The organism is Pandoraea sp. NPDC090278 (assembly GCF_044772185.1).
Taxonomy (GTDB): Bacteria; Pseudomonadota; Gammaproteobacteria; order Burkholderiales; family Burkholderiaceae; genus Pandoraea.
In genome coordinates this window covers 486,561-504,238 of sequence record NZ_JBIVYJ010000005.1, presented here as the reverse complement: position 1 = coordinate 504,238, position 17,678 = coordinate 486,561, and the positions used below count along the sequence as shown (strand labels likewise).

15 protein-coding genes are annotated in these 17,678 nt (G+C 62.3%); 10 read left to right on the top strand and 5 right to left on the bottom strand.

Features of this window, described 5'->3' with window-relative positions:
• Window positions 1–78: 78 nt before the first annotated feature.
• Complete coding sequence (locus tag ACIQWO_RS20090) at window positions 79–1,593, bottom strand: ATP-binding protein (protein WP_402827974.1); 1,515 nt, start codon at window positions 1,591–1,593, stop codon at window positions 79–81.
• A gap of 296 nt (window positions 1,594–1,889) precedes the next feature.
• On the opposite strand from ACIQWO_RS20090, the gene ACIQWO_RS20085 reads away from it, so the two are divergent.
• The 9 genes from ACIQWO_RS20085 (at window position 1,890) to ACIQWO_RS20045 (ending at window position 9,328) form a co-directional block, all read left to right on the top strand.
• Window positions 1,890–2,066, top strand: a complete 177-nt coding sequence (locus tag ACIQWO_RS20085; protein ID WP_150577609.1) for a DUF1328 family protein — start codon at window positions 1,890–1,892, stop codon at window positions 2,064–2,066.
• 134 nt (window positions 2,067–2,200) lie between these two features.
• Window positions 2,201–2,362, top strand: a complete 162-nt coding sequence (locus ACIQWO_RS20080) for a DUF1328 domain-containing protein (protein WP_039374862.1) — start codon at window positions 2,201–2,203, stop codon at window positions 2,360–2,362.
• A gap of 170 nt (window positions 2,363–2,532) precedes the next feature.
• Window positions 2,533–3,090, top strand: a complete 558-nt coding sequence (locus tag ACIQWO_RS20075) for a bacterioferritin (RefSeq protein WP_150665322.1) — start codon at window positions 2,533–2,535, stop codon at window positions 3,088–3,090.
• A 72-nt stretch (window positions 3,091–3,162) separates the two neighbouring features.
• Window positions 3,163–3,804 carry a response regulator gene (locus tag ACIQWO_RS20070; RefSeq protein ID WP_402827969.1) on the top strand — a complete coding sequence of 214 codons (642 nt, stop codon included), beginning with the start codon at window positions 3,163–3,165 and terminating at the stop codon, window positions 3,802–3,804.
• Window positions 3,805–3,817: 13 nt separating this feature from the next.
• Window positions 3,818–4,240 (top strand): response regulator, encoded by a 423-nt coding sequence (locus ACIQWO_RS20065; protein ID WP_402827967.1) that lies wholly within the window; start codon window positions 3,818–3,820, stop codon window positions 4,238–4,240.
• A 160-nt stretch (window positions 4,241–4,400) separates the two neighbouring features.
• Complete coding sequence (locus tag ACIQWO_RS20060; protein ID WP_150738814.1) at window positions 4,401–5,435, top strand: methionine ABC transporter ATP-binding protein; 1,035 nt, start codon at window positions 4,401–4,403, stop codon at window positions 5,433–5,435.
• Window positions 5,425–6,078: a methionine ABC transporter permease gene (locus ACIQWO_RS20055; RefSeq protein WP_039400341.1), complete on the top strand. Its 654-nt coding sequence runs from the start codon at window positions 5,425–5,427 to the stop codon at window positions 6,076–6,078. The genes ACIQWO_RS20060 and ACIQWO_RS20055 overlap by 11 nt, the downstream gene beginning before the upstream one ends.
• A gap of 61 nt (window positions 6,079–6,139) precedes the next feature.
• Entirely contained in the window at window positions 6,140–6,952 is an 813-nt protein-coding gene (locus ACIQWO_RS20050) for a MetQ/NlpA family ABC transporter substrate-binding protein (RefSeq protein WP_046291043.1), read from the top strand.
• A 459-nt stretch (window positions 6,953–7,411) separates the two neighbouring features.
• On the top strand, window positions 7,412–9,328 hold the full coding sequence (locus tag ACIQWO_RS20045) for a GGDEF domain-containing protein (protein WP_402827960.1): 1,917 nt from the start codon (window positions 7,412–7,414) through the stop codon (window positions 9,326–9,328).
• Window positions 9,329–9,403: 75 nt separating this feature from the next.
• Here ACIQWO_RS20045 and ACIQWO_RS20040 read toward each other — a convergent pair whose 3' ends face one another.
• The 3 genes from ACIQWO_RS20040 to ACIQWO_RS20030 form a co-directional block, all read right to left on the bottom strand.
• Window positions 9,404–11,020: an APC family permease gene (locus ACIQWO_RS20040; RefSeq protein ID WP_402827957.1), complete on the bottom strand. Its 1,617-nt coding sequence runs from the start codon at window positions 11,018–11,020 to the stop codon at window positions 9,404–9,406.
• Between the two features lie 410 nt (window positions 11,021–11,430).
• Window positions 11,431–12,939 carry an NAD-dependent succinate-semialdehyde dehydrogenase gene (locus tag ACIQWO_RS20035; protein ID WP_402827954.1) on the bottom strand — a complete coding sequence of 503 codons (1,509 nt, stop codon included), beginning with the start codon at window positions 12,937–12,939 and terminating at the stop codon, window positions 11,431–11,433.
• A 213-nt stretch (window positions 12,940–13,152) separates the two neighbouring features.
• Window positions 13,153–14,703 (bottom strand): UbiD family decarboxylase, encoded by a 1,551-nt coding sequence (locus tag ACIQWO_RS20030; RefSeq protein WP_402827951.1) that lies wholly within the window; start codon window positions 14,701–14,703, stop codon window positions 13,153–13,155.
• Window positions 14,704–15,271: 568 nt separating this feature from the next.
• On the opposite strand from ACIQWO_RS20030, the gene ACIQWO_RS20025 reads away from it, so the two are divergent.
• Entirely contained in the window at window positions 15,272–16,315 is a 1,044-nt protein-coding gene (locus ACIQWO_RS20025; RefSeq protein WP_402827948.1) for a transglycosylase SLT domain-containing protein, read from the top strand.
• A gap of 154 nt (window positions 16,316–16,469) precedes the next feature.
• On the opposite strand, the gene ACIQWO_RS20020 is transcribed toward ACIQWO_RS20025, so the two are convergent.
• The gene (locus tag ACIQWO_RS20020) at window positions 16,470–17,672 is read right to left on the bottom strand and encodes a pyridoxal phosphate-dependent aminotransferase (RefSeq protein ID WP_402827946.1); all 1,203 of its coding nucleotides are present in this window, start codon (window positions 17,670–17,672) and stop codon (window positions 16,470–16,472) included.
• Window positions 17,673–17,678: the final 6 nt, after the last annotated feature.

Sequence of the window (17,678 nt, the reverse complement as noted above, 5' to 3'; positions counted from 1 at the left end):
TTCCATGGTAGGGACTGCGAAGTGTTTGTGCTGTCAGCCGCAGGGGCAACGCGGTGTAGGCGGAGTCGGGTTGCGCTGTCAGTGCATTCCGACCGGAGGGCGGGGAGGCTGCGAGGCGTCTGTGGTGCCGGTGGTGTCGGCGTTGCCGGTGCTGTCGCGAGCAGGTGTCGCGTTCGACGATGCGGTGGTCTTGCCGTCGGACGATGCCTCGCCCGATTGTGCGGAAACGGTGCTTTCGGTGACTTCGGTTGCGATATCCATCGCATCGGCCGGATTGCACAAGGGCAATACCACCTGAATCTCAGTTCCCAGGCGCTGCGGTAGCGAGTGAATGTCGATGCGTCCACCTTTGGCCGATACGCGCTGACGCATACCGAACAGTCCGTGTGTTTTGGGCTTGTTGAACTGATCTTGCGTGAGTCCGATGCCGTTGTCGATCACTTCGAGGCGCACGCGCTGGTCGTCGCAGGCGAGGGCGACGCGCACGGTGGTAGCGCGCGCGTACTTGCCTGCGTTCGTCAGCGCTTCTTGCGCCACGCGGAACAGCACGATGGCGGTCGACTCGGGCAAGGCGAAGTCTTCCTCAGGCAGATCGAGATCGAGTTGCCAGTGTTGCTGATCGGCGGCTTCTTCCGCGAGCGAGCGCAGTGCGGTGACGAGGCCGAAGTTGATCAGCACGGTCGGGCGCAGATTCTCGATGATGCGGCGCTTGGTCTGAATGCCGGAGTCGAGATTGCGTTGCGCGCGTGCGAGTTTCTCGCAAATCACCGGTTCGACGTTGCGCAGCTTGTGATGTGCCCACGTGACATCCATCTTGCACGCCGTGAGAATCGCGCCGAGTTCGTCATGCAATTCGCGCGAGAGACGCGTCTTCTCGTCTTCGCTCACGTTTTGCAAGTGGGTGGCCAGTTCGTCGAGCTGTTCGGTGCGCTCACGCACGAGCCTGTCGAGGTGGGCCTGCTGCTCGTGCAACTGGTCGCGGGCGAGTTGTTCCTGACGCATCTGCTTGCCGAGAGAGCGGAACAACAAGACGAACAGCAGAATCGTCAGCACCGACAGCGCGCCGGCGCTGACCGCCGAGATCGCCTGATCGAAGCGGCCGTTGTCCTGCGCCGTGCGGGCGCGGGCCAGCTCGCGGTTATAGAGGTCGGTAATGCCGGTTTGCACCGGTTCCATCGTCCCGATGCCGAGATTGGCCGGTGACAACGCTTCCTCCAGTGTCATGTCGCCCTGCGTCACTGCGGACCGCGCCGTGTCCATTGCCGTGACACGCTGGGAGAACATCGTCATGACACGGGCGAATTCGCGCGTCGCCTGGTCGTCGTTCACATCCTTGTAGTGCTGGATGATGAATGCGGAGAGATCGCGAATGCGTCGAACGGCCGACAAATACGGATCCAGATAGACCGGATTGTTCGTCAGCAGATAGCCGCGCTGGCTCGCGACCACCGTCGAGGTGCGCGCGATGATCTCGTTGAGCTCATTGGCGGCGGTCATGTTTTGCAGCGCCGATTCGTAAGTGGAGGCGAGACGGCGGTGTGCCGATTCCAGTCCGATCAGACTGCCGACCGTGATGACGATCGCAGCGATCATGGCAATGATCCAGCTTCGGCGACGCAACCAGGACGTAAATCGGGGCATTGGGCGGGATTTGAGTGACCGTTGATAGCGGGGAGTGCTTCGATCATACGGCGAAAATCGCACTATCCGCTCAATTGTCAGCATATTCCTACGCAAAAACCAGCGCCGCGCGGGCAGTCCTGCGCGCCGCGTTTTTCTACTATTCATTCAGCGCCCTCGGGTTGGTGTGCCGTCTGACAAGGCAGTACGCCCGCTGCAGGGAGCCAGAAAGTCTCCGGGAAACGACACATGGAACCAAGGAGAACGCCATGCTGAAGTGGGCTTTGTTATTCGCGCTGGTATCGATCGTGGCAGGCCTGTTGGGCTTTACCGGGATCGCCGCCGGTGCCGCCGGGATTGCGAAGATTCTGTTCGTTCTGTTCCTGGTGCTGTTCGTGGTTTTCTTGCTGCTTGGCCTGACCGTCGCCAAGAAAATCGTCGACTAGACGCGCGCTGCGGCGCAGTCGTGTTTTGCGCCGCAGCATCGCCATGTGGCTCGCGGCAAACAGTACGCGCAGCGCATGCCCGCATGCCACATGCCATATGCGCTAACGGGCCATCGACATTCAAGGAGGTTGCGATGCTTCACTATGCCGTTGTTTTCTTCGTGATCGCGTTGATCGCCGCGGTTTTCGGTTTCACGGGAATCGCCGCCGGTGCGGCTGAAATCGCGAAGATTCTGTTCTTTATCTTCCTGGTGATCTTCCTGGTCACGCTGCTCTTCGGGGTGGTCCGACGATAGACACCGTCAGGGAACGCAGGGCGGCCTGAGCCGCCCTTCGCCATGTCTGGCGTCAGAGATGGCAATGACGTTCACCCAACCCCGGCAAACTCGCCAAACCGCCACAGGAGGATTCGCAGATGCACACCGCCAAGCACGCTAAACAGCACGCCAAGCAGGCCAAGCACGCGATGACCGGTAATGGTCATAGCCAGCACGCGGGAGAGGATTTCGAAATCGACGTTCGCGCCCTGCGCGAGCGTGCCCGTGAGCACCTCGACGAAGGGGCCGTCACGGAAGACTACCGGGCCGATCGCGACGCGGTCGTGCACATGCTCAACGACGCGCTCGCCACCGAACTGGTCTGCGTGCTGCGCTACAAGCGCCATCATTTCATGGCCACGGGGATTCATGCCGAGCCGGTGGCGGCCGAATTCGCCGAGCACGCTACACAGGAGCAGGATCACGCGGATCGCATCGCGGCGCGTATCGTGCAACTGGGCGGCGAGCCGGATTTCTCGCCGGACAGCCTTTCTTCGCGCAGCCACGCCGAGTACGTCACATGTAAGACCCTGCGCGACATGATTCGCGAAAACCTCGTCGCCGAACGTATTGCGATTGAGAGTTATCGCGAGATGATCCATTATTTGGGCGACCGGGATACCACAACCCGTCGCTTGCTCGAAGAAATCCTCGCCGTCGAGGAAGAGCATGCCGACGATATGCGGGATCTACTCGACCGGGAGTGATGGCCATGGCGCGCGCACCGAATTCACTCAAGTGCGGCCAGGAGGCCGACGGGGACAGTCTCTGGAGCTTAGATGTCACTCACAATAAAAATCCTCATTGCCGACGACCACGCGATCGTTCGTACCGGCTTCAAGCAATTCATTGCCGACGAGTCGGACATGGAGGTGCTGGGCGAGGCCGCGAGCGGGGACGAGGTGATTCGTGCCGTGCGCGAAGCCGAATTCGATGTCGTGCTGTTGGATATCGCCATGCCTGACAAGAACGGCATCGACACCCTGCGCGTGATCAAACAGTTGCGACCCGAGCAGGGTGTGCTGTTCCTGTCCACGTATCCCGAAGCGCAATACGCGGTCAATCTGCTGCGCGCCGGTGCCGACGGCTATCTGATGAAGGATGCCGCACCTGAGGAGATCATCCGGGCGATCCGCACGGTGGCGCGCGGTCATCGCTATGTGAGCGAAGTGACGGCCGATCTGCTGGCGCAGAAGCTCGACAAGCCGGTCGATGAACCCATGCACGAACAGCTCTCGGAGCGCGAATTCCAGGTGTTCCGCAAGCTGGCGGAGGGCCGCACGCCGACCGAGATCGCCGACGAGTTGCATCTGTCGGTGAAGACCGTCAGCACCTATCGCGCCCGCGTGCTGGAAAAGATGCATTTGAAAACCAATGCCGACCTGACGCTTTACGCGCTCAAAAACGGCCTGATCAGTTGAGAGAGAGGCTTTCATGTCAACTGGGAACGCAGCAACGCATACGGGGACGCGTACGCCCCTCAAGGTGCTGCTGATCGAAGATTCGGCAGTGATTCGCGAGAGTCTGTCCGAAGCGCTCGGATCGAGCGGAATGCTGGAAGTGACAGGCGTGGCGGAGACGGCCGACGACGCGGTCCGTACCCTTGAAAACGATTCCTTCGACGCGGTCATCGTCGATATCCAGTTGCGGCGCGGCTCGGGCATGGACGTGCTGTCGTATCTGCACAGCAAAGGCATGCTGGAAAAGCTGATGGCGATCGTGCTGACCAACTATGCGCTCGCGACCTACCGCAAGCGCTGCCAGCAACTGGGGGTGCAGTACTTTTTCGACAAGTCGCTGGAGTTCGACGAAGTCATCAGAGTGCTCGACGATTTTGCCAACGAGCGGCAGGCCTGAGGTCTGTGCTCTCTATCTGCTAAATTCAATATAAAGAGATCAAATTTTATTATTTTCAACTATTTAGGCGCATGGGCTAGAATATTGCCTTTGCGCTAAATAGAGTCTTGGCGGCGGCACTGTACGGGAAGTTTCGGCAGTGGGGCTGCTATTTTTTTGCATGATCGAACTCCAGAACATTACCCAGCGCTTCGCTGGACCCAAGGGGCCGATCGACGCGCTTTCCAATATCAGCCTGTCGATCGAGCGCGGCGAAGTTTTCGGCATCATCGGCCGAAGCGGCGCCGGTAAGAGCACGCTTGTGCGTGTCATCAACCTGCTAAACCGTCCCAGCGACGGCTCGGTGCGGGTCGACGGTCAGGATCTGACCTCGCTGTCGTCCGACGAACTGCGTCAGGCGCGCCGTCGCATCGGCATGATCTTCCAGCACTTCAACCTGCTCAGCTCGCGCACCGTCTACCAGAACGTGGCGCTGCCGCTGGAACTCGCGGGCATGTCGGCCGCAGAGATTCGCGCGAAGGTGCTGCCGCTGCTTGAACTCGTAGGCCTCACCGCGCAGAAGGATCGCTATCCGTCGCAGATTTCCGGCGGTCAGAAGCAGCGCGTGGGCATCGCCCGTGCGCTTGCGAGCGAACCGCAAGTGCTGCTCTCGGACGAAGCCACCTCGGCGCTCGACCCCGAAACTACGCGCTCGATTCTCGAACTGCTCAAGCGTATTAACCGCGAACTCGGTCTGACGGTCGTGCTCATCACGCACCAGATGGAAGTCATCAAGCAGGTCTGCGACCGTGTGGCGGTGCTCGACGCTGGCCGCGTGGTCGAGCAGGGGGCCGTGATCGACGTGTTCCTGCGTCCGCGCCACGAAGTCACCCGCGCGCTGATCGGCGACGTGATTGCGCAGGAACTGCCCGAGGGCGTGCGCCAGCGTGTGGCGTCGCGCATCGGCAACGGCCACGACCATCTGTATCGTTTGGCGTTCTCCGGGGCGGGCGTGGACCAGCCGCTGCTCTCCGAGGCCATTCGTCGCTACGAACTCGATTTCAACATCCTGCATGGCCAGATCGACGAGATCCAGGGGCAGGCGTTCGGATCGCTCGCCGTGATGGCGGGCGGCACCCCGGCCCGCGTGGCCGAAGCCATGGCGTTCCTCGCCAGTCAAGGCGTTGTCGTTGAGGAGCTGAGCCATGTGGAGTGAAATGTTCGATCTGTTCGTCTCGTCGTTCTGGGAGACGCTGATCATGGTCGGCATCTCCGGCCTGATCGGTGCGGTCGTGGGCGTGCCGCTGGGCGTGTTGCTGTATCTGACGGACCGCAACGGCGTGTTGCAGAACCTGCCGACCAACCGGATCGTCGGCATTCTCGTCAACGCTGTGCGCTCGACGCCGTTCATCATCCTGCTCGTCGCGGTGATTCCGTTCACGCGACTGATCGTCGGCTCGTCCATCGGCACGATGGCCGCCGTGGTGCCGCTCACCATCGCCGCAGCGCCGTTCGTAGCGCGTCTGGTGGAGACCGCGCTGCGTGAAGTGGACCGTGGCCTGATCGAAGCCGCCCAGTCGATGGGCGCGACGACCGGTCAGATCGTCATGAAGGTGCTGCTGCCCGAGGCGTTGCCCGGCATCGTCGCCGGTCTGACGATCACGTTCGTCAGCCTGGTCGGTTACTCGGCCATGGCCGGTGCGATTGGCGGCGGCGGGCTGGGCGACCTCGGCATTCGCTACGGCTATCAGCGCTTCCTGCCGGAAGTCATGATCACCGTGGTGCTGATCCTGATCGTTTTCGTGCAACTGGTACAGACGTTCGGCGACTGGCTGGTACGGCGTCTGAGCCACAAGTAATTCCCACATAACAACGGTTGCCGGTCGAACCGGCACTTCACTCACACACGCGAGGTTTTTCATGCAACGTCGTACGATTTTCAAGCTGCTGGCCGGTGTTGGCGCCGCCACGGTTTTCGCCACGCAATTTGCAGCGCCTGCGGTTGCCGCCGACGCCATCAACCTGAAGGTCGGCGTGACGGGCGGCCCGCACGCCCAGATCTTCGACGAAGTGAAGAAGGTCGCGGCCAAGGACGGCCTGAACCTCAAGGTCATCGAATTCAGCGACTACGTGCAGCCGAACGCCGCCCTGTCGTCGGGCGATCTGGACGTGAACAGCTACCAGCACCAGCCGTACCTCGACGCGCAAGTGAAGGACCGTGGCTACAAGCTCGAGTCGATCGCCAAGACGGTGATCTTCCCGATGGGCATCTACTCGAAGAAGATCAAGTCGCTGGCCGATCTGAAGACGGGCGACAAGGTCTCGCTGCCGAACGACCCGACCAACGGTGGCCGTGCGTTGCTGTTGCTGCAAAAGCAGGGCCTGATCAAGCTGCGCGCCGACGCCGGTCTGAAGGCAACGCCTATCGACGTGGCTGAAAACCCGAAGAAGCTGAAGTTCGTGGAACTGGACGCCGCCCAACTGCCGCGCTCGCTCGACGACGTGGCCGTGGCCGTCATCAACACCAACTTCGCCATGGAAGCCGGTCTGAACCCGAAGAAGGATTCGATCGCCATCGAAGACGCGAACGGCCCGTACGCCAACGTGCTGGTCATCCGCTCGGCCGACAAGAACAAGCCGTGGGTCGCCAAGCTGATCAAGGCCTACCACTCGCCGGAAGTGAAGGCATTCATCGAACAGAAGTTCGGCGGCTCGGTCGTGACGGCCTGGTAAGTTTCGGGACGTATCGATGGCTGGGTGGCGCGTCGGTTGACGGCGCACCGCCCGGACACCGCCGACAGAAGAACGGCAACGCTTTGCGGCGTTGCCGTTTTTTTTCGTCCTTGTGCGACGTGAATCTCTCCGTCAGGCTACGGATTCCCGCGTGGCGGGAGATGGGCGCGGGCGCTGCCTCGACATTTGTTGCAATTCCGGTGCTGTCACGGTTTTGTCAAATAACGACGATAGCCTGAGTGCCAAGTAAAAGAGGGTGCCCACGGGCACCGTCACAAGACGCGGATATGGGCCAAAGAGCAGCGACCGCACGTGAAACACGGGGAACGGGTGAGACTTCATCGGGGCACATCGAAGTAAAGATGCCCCCGGTGCGCATGAGTGTGCCCGACACATGCCCGCATAACGTACAGCTGTTTGCATGATGCCGGCGCGCCGCACCGACTTACGGAGTCTCAGTTGAACCCTCTCCCGCCTGCCGCAGTTGCCGGGATACGTCCGCAGGATCGCTTTGGCGCTCCCGCGACAGCGCGCGATGCGCAGCCAGCTTCCGCTCTCTCTACCTCGCCCTCCGCTTCCACTCCCTACGTCGAACCCGACGAAGCGTCGCTGCTTGCCGAATTGTGCGAAGGCATCGGCCTGACCTGTGTGTTCCAGCCCATCGTCGATTTCCGGACATCCGAAGTCGCGGGTTATGAAGGCCTGGTGCGTGGGCCTGCGGGCACGTCGATTCATTCGCCGATGGCGTTGTTCGCCGCGGCGCGGCGTCACGGCGTGAGCGGGCCGCTCGAGCTTGCCTGTCGACGTACGGTGCTGCGCGGGTTCGTCGAGCAGGACTTGCCCGAACGTCTGTTCCTGAACATCGGCCCGGTCACGCGCGCGCACCCTGGTGGCGGCGTGAGCGAATCGCTGGGTCTGGACGAGACGTTCGCCATGCTTCAGTCATTCCGGCTTGCGCCGGAGCGCGTGGTGCTGGAGCTTACCGAACACGCGCCCACGCTGGACCTGGCGAGCACGCGCGCGTCGCTTGCCGCCTACCGTGCGCTGGGCTTCGAAGTGGCGCTCGATGACATGGGCGAGGGCTACGCAAGCCTGCGTCTGTGGTCGGAGCTGCGGCCCGATTACGTCAAGATCGACAGGCATTTCGTCGACGGCATCGACGCCGACACCGTCAAACTTCAGTTCGTGCGTTCGATGCGCCAGATCGCGGAGACGAGCGGCACGCGCGTCATTGCCGAAGGCATCGAGCATGCCGAGGAGCTTCAGGTCGTGCGCGATCTGGGCATCTTCCTTGGGCAGGGGTATTTCATTGCGCGGCCCGAAGCGCAGCCGCAGCGCGCCATCACGGCGAATGTGCAGGAAGTGGTGAACGAGCGCCGTGCCTACGTTCATCAGCAACCGAGTCAGTTAGGCGCGGGGAATGTGACGCTGGAGCGCATTGCGTCCTATGTCGCGCCCGTCTCGCCTGATACGCGCAGCGAGGATGTCGTGGCGCGTTTCGAGAGCGATCCCGCGTTGGAGGTGCTGCCGGTGGTGGAACGCGAGCGCGCCGTTGGGCTGATTGGACGGGCGTCGCTGATCGGGCGTTTCGCACGACCGTTCACGCGTGAGTTGTACGGACGCAAGCCGTGCTCGGCCGTGATGGAGCCGCGTCCGCTCACGTTCGACAAGGCGGCGCGTGTCGAGGATCTGAGCCGGATGATTGCCGAAGGGGCGAGCCGTCAGATCGCGGCTGGTTTCATCGTCACGGATCAGGGGCGTTATTTCGGCGTGGCGCAGGGGCATGCGCTGATGCGTCACATCACTGATATGCAACTGGATGCGGCGCGCTATGCCAACCCGCTGACGCTGCTGCCGGGCAACGTGCCTATCGACGACTACATGGATCGCATGATCGGCGAGCGTCAGTCGTTCCACGCCTGTTACGTCGATCTGGACAACTTCAAGCCGTTTAACGACGTGTTTGGTTATCGTCGCGGCGACGACCTGATTCAGTTGGTCGCGCGCGTGCTGATGGCGGTGCGCAATCCCGAACGCGATTTCCTTGGACACATCGGCGGTGACGACTTCCTGATCCTGTTCCGCAGCCCCGATTGGGAGGCCCGGTGCCGCGAAGCGCTCACGCGTTTCGGTGAAGCGGTCACGGAGTACTTTCATCCCGATCAGATCGCGGCGGGCGGGTTCGAGGCGGAGGATCGTCGCGGCATGGTCATCTTCCATCCGATCACGAGTCTGTCGATTGGTGTGGTGGCGGTCACGCCGGAGAGCTTTCCGTCACACGTGGAAGTCTCGGCCGCCGCTGCCGATGCCAAGAAGATGGCCAAGCGCGCGCTCGGCAACAGTCTGTTCATCGAGCGGCGTCGGGCGCATCGGTAAAGCGGTTGGCGGCGCTTCGTCGCAATGCAAAAAGCCCGCCGATTGGCGGGCTTTTCGTTTGAAGCACTCTGAAACTTAGTGCGACAGCGCCGGCATACCTTCCATGCTGGCGGCATCGTTTTCACGCTCTTCCGACAGGTACGGGGTGCGCCAGCCAGCCTTCACGCCCCAGTGATAGAACGCGAGCGACAGCACCGCGACGATGACCATGTCCCAGCCATAGGGCAGCAGACCGAGACCGCCGAATTCCTTGCTGCCGATATACGAGCAAAGCGCCATGCACGGCAGATAGCCGATCAGCCACCACGAGGCCTTGAGGTCGCGGCCGAAGCCTTGCCAGTTGTCCTTTGCCTGATAGTAGAAGTACACCGGCAGCGCTACGACCACCAGCACGATGATCTGGCCGGTCAGCGGCCAGCGGGCCCAGTACAGGATCAGCGAGGCGCAGACGAACGCGAACGGTGCGATCAGCGACAGGCCCGGCAGGCGCAGCGGACGGTGCATCTCCGGTGCCGAACGACGCAGTGACATCACGCTGATCGGGCCGGTGAGGTACGAAATCACGGTCGCCACCGAGATCACGGCGGCCAGCGAATCCCAGCCGCGGAAGAAGAACATGAAGATGAACGAGATCGCGAGGTTGAACCACATCGCCTGACGCGGCACACCGTACAGCGGGTGCACACGACCGAAGATGGCGGGCAACGTACGGTTACGCTCCATCGCGTAAATCATGCGGCTCGTGGTCGCCATGTACGTCGTGCCCGTGCCGCTCGGGCTCAGGAACGCATCGAAATACAGCACGATCGCCAGCCAGTTCAGGCCTAGCGCAATCGCCAGTTCGGCAAACGGCGAGCTGAAGCTCACCATGTGCCAGCCGCCCGCCAAGTGCTCCGGCGTGAGCGCGCCGATGTACGCGACTTGCAGCAACAGATAGATGACGGTCGCGAGCAGGATCGAGCCGACGACCGCAAACGGAATGCTGCGGCCCGGATCGCGCGCTTCACCCGCGAGGTTCACGGGACTTTGGAAGCCGTTGAACGCGAACACGATGCCGGACGTGGCGACGGCGGTCAGCACCGCCGACATACCGTTCGGCGCGAAGCCGCCATGCTCGGCGATGTTGAAGTTGCCCGGATGGAAGCCTGCAATCATCAGACCGGCGATGGTCAGCGCGGGAATCGCGAACTTGAAGAGCGTGATTGCCGTGTTGGCACGTGCGAACAGCTTCACGCCCCAGTAGTTCAGCATGAAGTAGACGATCACGAGCAAGGCCGATAGCATCAGCCCGCTCGTGGTGAGCGTACCGTCCACGAACAAGGCGTGCGCCCAGTCGTACGGCCACGTGCTCATGTACTGAATCGACGCTTCGGCTTCGATCGGAATCACCGACACGATCGCAATCCAGTTAGCCCAGGCGGCGATGAAGCCGACGAGACTTCCATGCGAGTAACGGGAGTAGCGCACCATGCCGCCCGACTCGGGGAACATTGCGCCGAGTTCCGCGTATGTCAGGGCAATGGCGAGAATTACGACGGCGCCGATAAGCCAGGCGAGTAGGGCTGCCGGTCCGGCAATCTTGGCGGCTTTCCAGGCGCCGAACAGCCAGCCGGAACCGATGATCGAGCCGAGACCGGTCAACATCAAGGCGAACGGCCCGATGTTGCGCATGAGGGATTGGTTGTTATCCATAGATGTCTTCTCCACGCCCGGGGGGTACAACGCAGACGCTCGCAAGGAGCGGGGGATGCATTGCGCGAGGGCGGACACGGCCGTCAGGCCGTCGCCATCATGAGAAACATGACGACGCAGGGGGAGGCGATGACGGTCGCGACTTCTGTTGATCGGCTTCGCGAGACTGCACCGGATTCCAACGGGGGTGCCGCAATTGGCGTGTGAGACGACCGAATTGGGGTCGGAGTCGCGGTTCGCGAAAAAAGCGCGATTCTACCCGAGCCGGACCCCATCTGTGGGACTTTGTAACGTTTCCACGATGGCGTCCGGTTGGGCGATGTTAGGTCGAAATGCGCTCAACCCAGTCGCGGCGCGGCTCACGCCACGGGAAAGCAACTATTACAAATTGTTAAAGGGTCAGATGAATTTCACATCCCGGCGAGACAGAGATACTTCATCTCAAGGTACTCGTCGATGCCGTATTTCGACCCTTCGCGGCCCAGTCCGGACTGTTTGACCCCGCCGAATGGCGCGACCTCGTTAGAGATGAGGCCGGTGTTGATGCCGACCATCCCGGCCTCGATGCCCTCGGCCACGCGCCATACGCGGCCCACGTCGCGCGCGAAGAAGTACGACGCCAGTCCAAAGTCGGAGGCGTTCGCCAGCCGAATCCCGTCGGCTTCGTCTTTGAAGCGGAAGACGGGCGCAACCGGGCCGAACGTCTCCTCCTGTGCCACAAGCATGTCGGCGCTGGCGTCGGCCACGACGGTCGGCTCGAAGAAGCGGCCGTGCAGCACTTTGCCGCCGACGGTGACGCGTCCGCCCTTGGCCACGGCGTCCTCGACGTGGCGCTCGACCTTGGCGATGGCGGCATCCTCGATGAGCGGGCCGATCGCCACGCCCGGCTCGAAGCCATTACCCACGCGCAGGCGGCTCACCGCAGCAGTGAGCTTTTCGACGAAGGCGTCGTAAATCCCGTCTTGTGCGTAGATGCGGTTGGCGCAGACGCACGTTTGTCCCGCGTTGCGGAATTTGGATGCGATGCAGCCTTCGACGGCGGCATCGACGTCGGCGTCGTCGAACACCAGAAACGGTGCGAGACCGCCGAGTTCGAGCGCCACCTTCTTGATGGTGGACGCGCATTGCTCCATCAACTTCGCGCCGACCGGTGTTGAGCCGGTGAAGGAGAGGTGACGCACGCGCGGGCTGGACGTCAGCACGTTGCCCACGTCCGACGAGTTTTTCGACGTCACCACATTGAACACGCCCTTGGGCAATCCGGCGCGGTCGGCCAGTTCGGCCAGAGCCAACGCAGACAGCGGGGTGAGACGGGCCGGTTTGACCACGATGGTGCAGCCCGCTGCAATGGCGGGTGCGATCTTGCGCGTGATCATCGCGATGGGGAAGTTCCACGGCGTGATCGACGCGCACACGCCGATGGGCTGTTTGAGCATCAGCAAGCGCTTGCCGCCTTCGGGCGATGCGAGCACGTCGCCGTCGATACGTTTGGCTTCCTCGGCGAACCACTCGATGAACGACGCACCATACGCCACTTCACCCTTGGCTTCGGCCAGTGGCTTGCCTTGTTCGGCGGTCATGATGGCGCCGAGGTCGTCCTGCGCCGCCATGATGAGATCGAACCAGTGACGCATGATGCGGGCGCGTTCCTTGCCGGTCTTGCCGCGCCATTCGGGCAGAGCGGTTTCGGCGGCGACGAGTGCGCGCTCGGTTTCCTTCGCGCCGAGGTCGGCGACTTGCGCGATTTCGGCGTCGGTGGCCGGATCGTTGACGGCGAAGGTGGCGTGGGAGTCGGCTTGCGTCCAGTCGCCGTCGATGTAGGCGTTGAACTTGAGCAGGTCGGGATCTTTGAGGCGGGCCAGCGCGGGATGCGACTTGGCTGACGTGTGGGAGGCGTGAGAGGCACGGGATGAGGACACGATTAGCTCCTTTCGATGACCGGTCGACGCGCTCGGGGGAGATCGCGCCGACCCGGGGGACGGAAACGGATACGGCTTATCTGTCTTTCGGGTGCCAGCTTACTCTATTGATGGAGAGGGTTCGTGACGCGCAGCGCGCATTGCGCGCAAACACAAACGCCGGCAGCCTGATGGCCACCGGCGTTCGGCATGACGCAGGATCGGTGGCCCGTTTTACAGGCCGAGATCCTTATATAGAGCGGCCATGCGCGCGTCGACGTCGGCGGTCATTTCGATCGGACGCCCCCACTCGCGTGAAGTTTCGCCCGGCCACTTGTTGGTCGCGTCGATCCCCATCTTCGATCCCAGCCCGGCCTTGGGCGACGCGAAATCGAGATAGTCGATGGGGGTCTGGTCGACGAGCGTCGTGTCCCGTGTCGGGTCGACGCGTGTCGTGATTGCCCAGATGACCTCCTTCCAGTCCCGGATATCGACGTCTTCGTCCACCACGACGATGAACTTCGTATACATGAACTGGCGCAGGAAGCTCCACACGCCGAACATCACGCGCTTGGCATGCCCCGGATAAGCCTTCTTCATCTGGACGATGGCCATCCGGTAGCTGCAACCCTCGGGCGGCAGATAGAAGTCTGTGATTTCGGGGAATTGCTTTTGCAGCAGCGGCACGAAGACTTCATTCAAGGCCACACCCAGGACCGCCGGTTCGTCGGGCGGTTTGCCGGTGTAGGTCGAGTGATAGACGGCATTGCGGCGCATCGTAATGCGCTCGATCTTGAACACCGGGAACCACTCCTGCTCGTTGTAGTAGCCGGTGTGATCGCCGTAGGGGCCTTCGAGCGCGTGTTCGTAACCGGCCGTCGCACCCCGTGAAGGCGGCGGCGGTGCGCCTTCGGGCACGACAGGCGGTTGTTCGGACGGATAAATAAAGCCTTCCAGCACGATCTCGGCGCGCGCAGGCACGCGTAGCGACTCCAGTCCGGGCGTCACGCACTTGGCTAATTCCGTGCGGCTGCCGCGCAGCAAGCCCGCAAACTGATACTCGGAGAGCGTGTCAGGGACGGGGGTGACCGCGCCGAGCATGGTCGCCAGGTCGGCCCCAAGAGCGACAGCAATCGGGAACGGCTTGCCTGGATTCGCCTGCGCGAACTCGCGGAAATCCAGCGCACCGCCGCGATGCGCGAGCCAGCGCATGATGACTTCGTTGCGGCTGATGACCTGCTGACGATAGATGCCGAGGTTCTGACGTTTACGGTGCGGGCCCTTGGTGATGACCAGTCCCCACGTAATCAGCGGCGCCGCATCGCCAGGCCAGCACGTCTGGATCGGCAGACGGGAGAGGTCGACGTCGTCGCCCTCCCAGACGATCTCCTGACACACCGGGCTACTGACTTCTTTCGGCGCCATGTCCCACACGGCCTTCGCCATGCCGAGCAACTTGCCTGCGTCCTTCAGCCCGCGCGGCGGCTCGGGTTCCTTGAGCGTCGAGAGAAGGCGACCGATATCGCGCAGCGAGCCGAGCGCGTTCTCGCCGTCCTCGACACCCATCCCCAGAGCCACTCGTTCAGGGGTGCCAAACAAGTTGGCGAGCACGGGCATGTCATGACCGGTCGGCCGCTCGAACCACAGGGCCGGGCCACCAGCTTTGAGCACGCGGTCGGCCAGCGCTGTCATCTCAAGCACCGGCGAGACCGGCACGTCTACGCGACGAAGCTGGCCGGATCGCTCCAGTTGCGCGGTGAAGTCACGAAGATCGAGATATTTCATGAAACAAACCGTTACCAAAAATTTTTACGAAATTCATACGCCTGGATCGAACGGGCGTTTGAATCGCGCGAAAGTCGGGGTGACACCCTTGTAAACGCGGGGTGGGGCAGGGCATTTTACCGGCCAAGGCAGTAAAACGTCACGGCAAAACAGGTGTTACAAATTACTTTTGGTAATGATTTTGACTGTTAATAGTATTGACGGTTTATATATCACTGCTACAATCCGCCCGTTGAATCCAGAAAGGCGGCTTCGATGACGGGTAGGCCGACCCGCTCGAGCTTAGCGACAACTACAACATCGACGTGGATTTTCAGTGGCTGGTTTTCTCACCGAGGTCGGGAAACCAGTGTTTTAGGAAGCAGCGCGAGCGATAGCTCGTCAGCGCCAGAGACCTGAACAGGTCGGCGCGCTGCGGCGGTAGCGGCATCGTCCATGACAACACGATGCACCGCCTCTTTCCATATGCCGTAAGTAAGCGCTTGACGGGATACCTGGCGGGTATACCGGCTTACTTCCTTACGCCCCGGGGCCACCCCGTGGTGACGGCGTAACCGGAGTACGTAGTATGAAGAAGTCTGGTTTATCACCCTGGCTACTGGCCGTGTTCGGTGCGCTTCGTGCGCGCGGCGCGGCAACGGTAGCCGTGGCTCGCCGCGATTGGCGTCGCCTTGCCTGGCACGGCGGTCGTGTTGGACTGTATACGTCCAGCGCGGTCGGTCTGGTTGCTGTGGTTGGCACGCTGGCGCTGTGGGCCCGACCGACGTGGCGCGCCGATATGGCGTCGCGCGTGGGTCCGCTGCTTGAGGCAGCCACCGGTACGGCCAATGCGGCCAGCCAGGGCGCCAACGGCGGCATCGTTGCACAAGGTACTGCATCGGATTCGACGATGATGGCGCAAGCGGCGCAGCACGTGCCGTCGGCCGCTGTCCTCGCGGCGTATATCCCGAACCAACGTGTGGCAGCCGATGCGCGCGCCACCAAGGTGCTCGATACGCGTGAGCAGATTGCCGTTGCCGACTATCTCGCACGCCGCTATCGCGTGGCGGGCGACGTGACGGGCAACCTCGTGCGCGCGGCTTACTCGACGGGCAAGGAAGTCGGACTCGATCCGCTGCTGCTGCTCGCCGTGATGGCTATCGAATCGGGTTTCAACCCGTATGCCGAGAGCACCGTCGGTGCGCAGGGCCTCATGCAGGTCATGTCGAAAGTGCATCAGGACAAGCTCGAGTACTTCGGCGGTCCGGAAGCTGCGCTGCACCCGCTGGCCAATATCAAGGTCGGTGCCCTGATCCTGAAGGAATGCATCGCACGTGGCGGTTCGCTCACGGGTGGTCTGCGTCTGTATGTCGGATCGACCAGCGCCGGTGACGGTGGCTATGGTGCGAAGGTGCTCGCCGAGCGCGATCGTCTGCGTGGCGTGACCATGGGACGCAAGGTCTCGCCGAACGAGCCGCAAGCGCCGGTGATCGTCAGCTCGGCCAAGCCGGTTTCGACCGGCAAGTCGGTCGACTCGACGGAATCGGCCCCCGCGCCGGCAGCGTCGACCTCGAACGGCAAGGCGGCTGCGGCTGCCAAGCCGCTCGAAGCGGACGACAGCACGGCAGCCTGACCGGTCGGCACTTGCCGACGACCTCGCGAGATGCGCCACGGCCGGCGCATCCATCGGCCTGCCAGGCTATCTATATAGAGACGCACTGCGCAGCCAACAAAAAACCCATCGAAGCGATTCGATGGGTTTTTTGTTTTGGTGCGAGGAAAATGGCTCAGCCTGATGCGAAGACCTTGCCGATCCGGTCCATCGCCTCGTGCAGTTGTTCTAGCGACGTGGCGTACGACAAGCGGATGTACTGACGCGGCTCGGCAAAACCGAAGTCGAGGCCGGGCACCAGCACAACGTCGGCCTGTTGGAGCAGCGCTTGCGTGAGACGGTCGCTATCGCCAGCGTCCGCATGCGGGACACTCGTGCAGTCGGCGTAGACGTAGAACGCGCCGTCCGGCATGACCGGCACCTTGAAGCCCAGACGCTCCAGCGCGGGCACGACGTAATCGCGACGTTGGCGGAACGCTTCCTTGCGGGTTTCGTAAATCGCCAGCGTTTCGGGGAGGAAACATGCCGTTGCAGCATGCTGCGCCACCGCCGACGGGCAGATGAACAGATTCTGAGAAAGCTTCTCGAACGTCGGCACCAGCGACGGCGGCACCACCAGCCAGCCAAGGCGCCAGCCCGTCATGTTGAAGTACTTCGAGAAGCTGCTCACGACCAGCACGTCGTCGCCGAAGCTCAGCGCGGTCGTCGGCTGGCCGTCATACGACAGGCCCTGATAGATCTCGTCGACGAGCGTGAAGCCGCCACGCGCGCGCACCGTCTTCACGATGCGTGCAAGTTCGTCGGTCTCGATGGAAGTGCCTGTCGGATTCGACGGCGACGCCAGCAGTACGCCCTTCGTCTTCGGCCCCCAATGGGATTCGATGCGCTCGGCCGTCAGCTGGAAACGCTCCGCCGGACCCGACGGAATCAGCACCGGCTTGCCGTCGAACGTCGACACGAAGTGACGGTTGCACGGATAGCAGGGATCCGGCATCAGCACTTCGTCGCCCACACCCACGAGGGCAGCACAGGCCAGCACGAGCGCGGCCGATGCGCCGGCCGTCACAACGATGCGCGACGGATCGACGTCTACTCCGTAAAAACTACGGTAGTAGCCGGAGATGGCTTCACGCAGCGCGGGAACGCCCATCGCGCTGGTGTATTGCGTCCGGCCGTCGCGCATGGCTTTCGCCGCAGCCTCGATGACCGCTTCCGGGGCCGTGAAATCCGGCTCCCCGATCCCCATGTGGATCACATGGTGCCCCGCCTTCTCACGCAACGCGGCCTGCTTGGCCAACTCCATCACGTGAAAAGGGGCGATGTCGTCGACACGTTGCGCCAGTGTCAGCGCGGAGGCGAGGTTGGGCATGCGGTCCATATCGGG

Excerpts from the sequence above, each read along its gene's own strand:
- ACIQWO_RS20090 (WP_402827974.1), bottom strand. The coding sequence starts at position 1,593 with ATGATCGCTGCGATCGTCATCACGGTCGGCAGTCTGATCGGACTGGAA.
- ACIQWO_RS20085 (WP_150577609.1), top strand. The coding sequence starts at position 1,890 with ATGCTGAAGTGGGCTTTGTTATTCGCGCTGGTATCGATCGTGGCAGGC.
- ACIQWO_RS20080 (WP_039374862.1), top strand. The coding sequence starts at position 2,201 with ATGCTTCACTATGCCGTTGTTTTCTTCGTGATCGCGTTGATCGCCGCG.
- ACIQWO_RS20075 (WP_150665322.1), top strand. The coding sequence starts at position 2,533 with ATGACCGGTAATGGTCATAGCCAGCACGCGGGAGAGGATTTCGAAATC.
- ACIQWO_RS20070 (WP_402827969.1), top strand. The coding sequence starts at position 3,163 with ATGTCACTCACAATAAAAATCCTCATTGCCGACGACCACGCGATCGTT.
- ACIQWO_RS20065 (WP_402827967.1), top strand. The coding sequence starts at position 3,818 with ATGTCAACTGGGAACGCAGCAACGCATACGGGGACGCGTACGCCCCTC.
- ACIQWO_RS20060 (WP_150738814.1), top strand. The coding sequence starts at position 4,401 with ATGATCGAACTCCAGAACATTACCCAGCGCTTCGCTGGACCCAAGGGG.
- ACIQWO_RS20055 (WP_039400341.1), top strand. The coding sequence starts at position 5,425 with ATGTGGAGTGAAATGTTCGATCTGTTCGTCTCGTCGTTCTGGGAGACG.
- ACIQWO_RS20050 (WP_046291043.1), top strand. The coding sequence starts at position 6,140 with ATGCAACGTCGTACGATTTTCAAGCTGCTGGCCGGTGTTGGCGCCGCC.
- ACIQWO_RS20040 (WP_402827957.1), bottom strand. The coding sequence starts at position 11,020 with ATGGATAACAACCAATCCCTCATGCGCAACATCGGGCCGTTCGCCTTG.
- ACIQWO_RS20030 (WP_402827951.1), bottom strand. The coding sequence starts at position 14,703 with ATGAAATATCTCGATCTTCGTGACTTCACCGCGCAACTGGAGCGATCC.
- ACIQWO_RS20025 (WP_402827948.1), top strand. The coding sequence starts at position 15,272 with ATGAAGAAGTCTGGTTTATCACCCTGGCTACTGGCCGTGTTCGGTGCG.
- ACIQWO_RS20020 (WP_402827946.1), bottom strand. The coding sequence starts at position 17,672 with ATGGACCGCATGCCCAACCTCGCCTCCGCGCTGACACTGGCGCAACGT.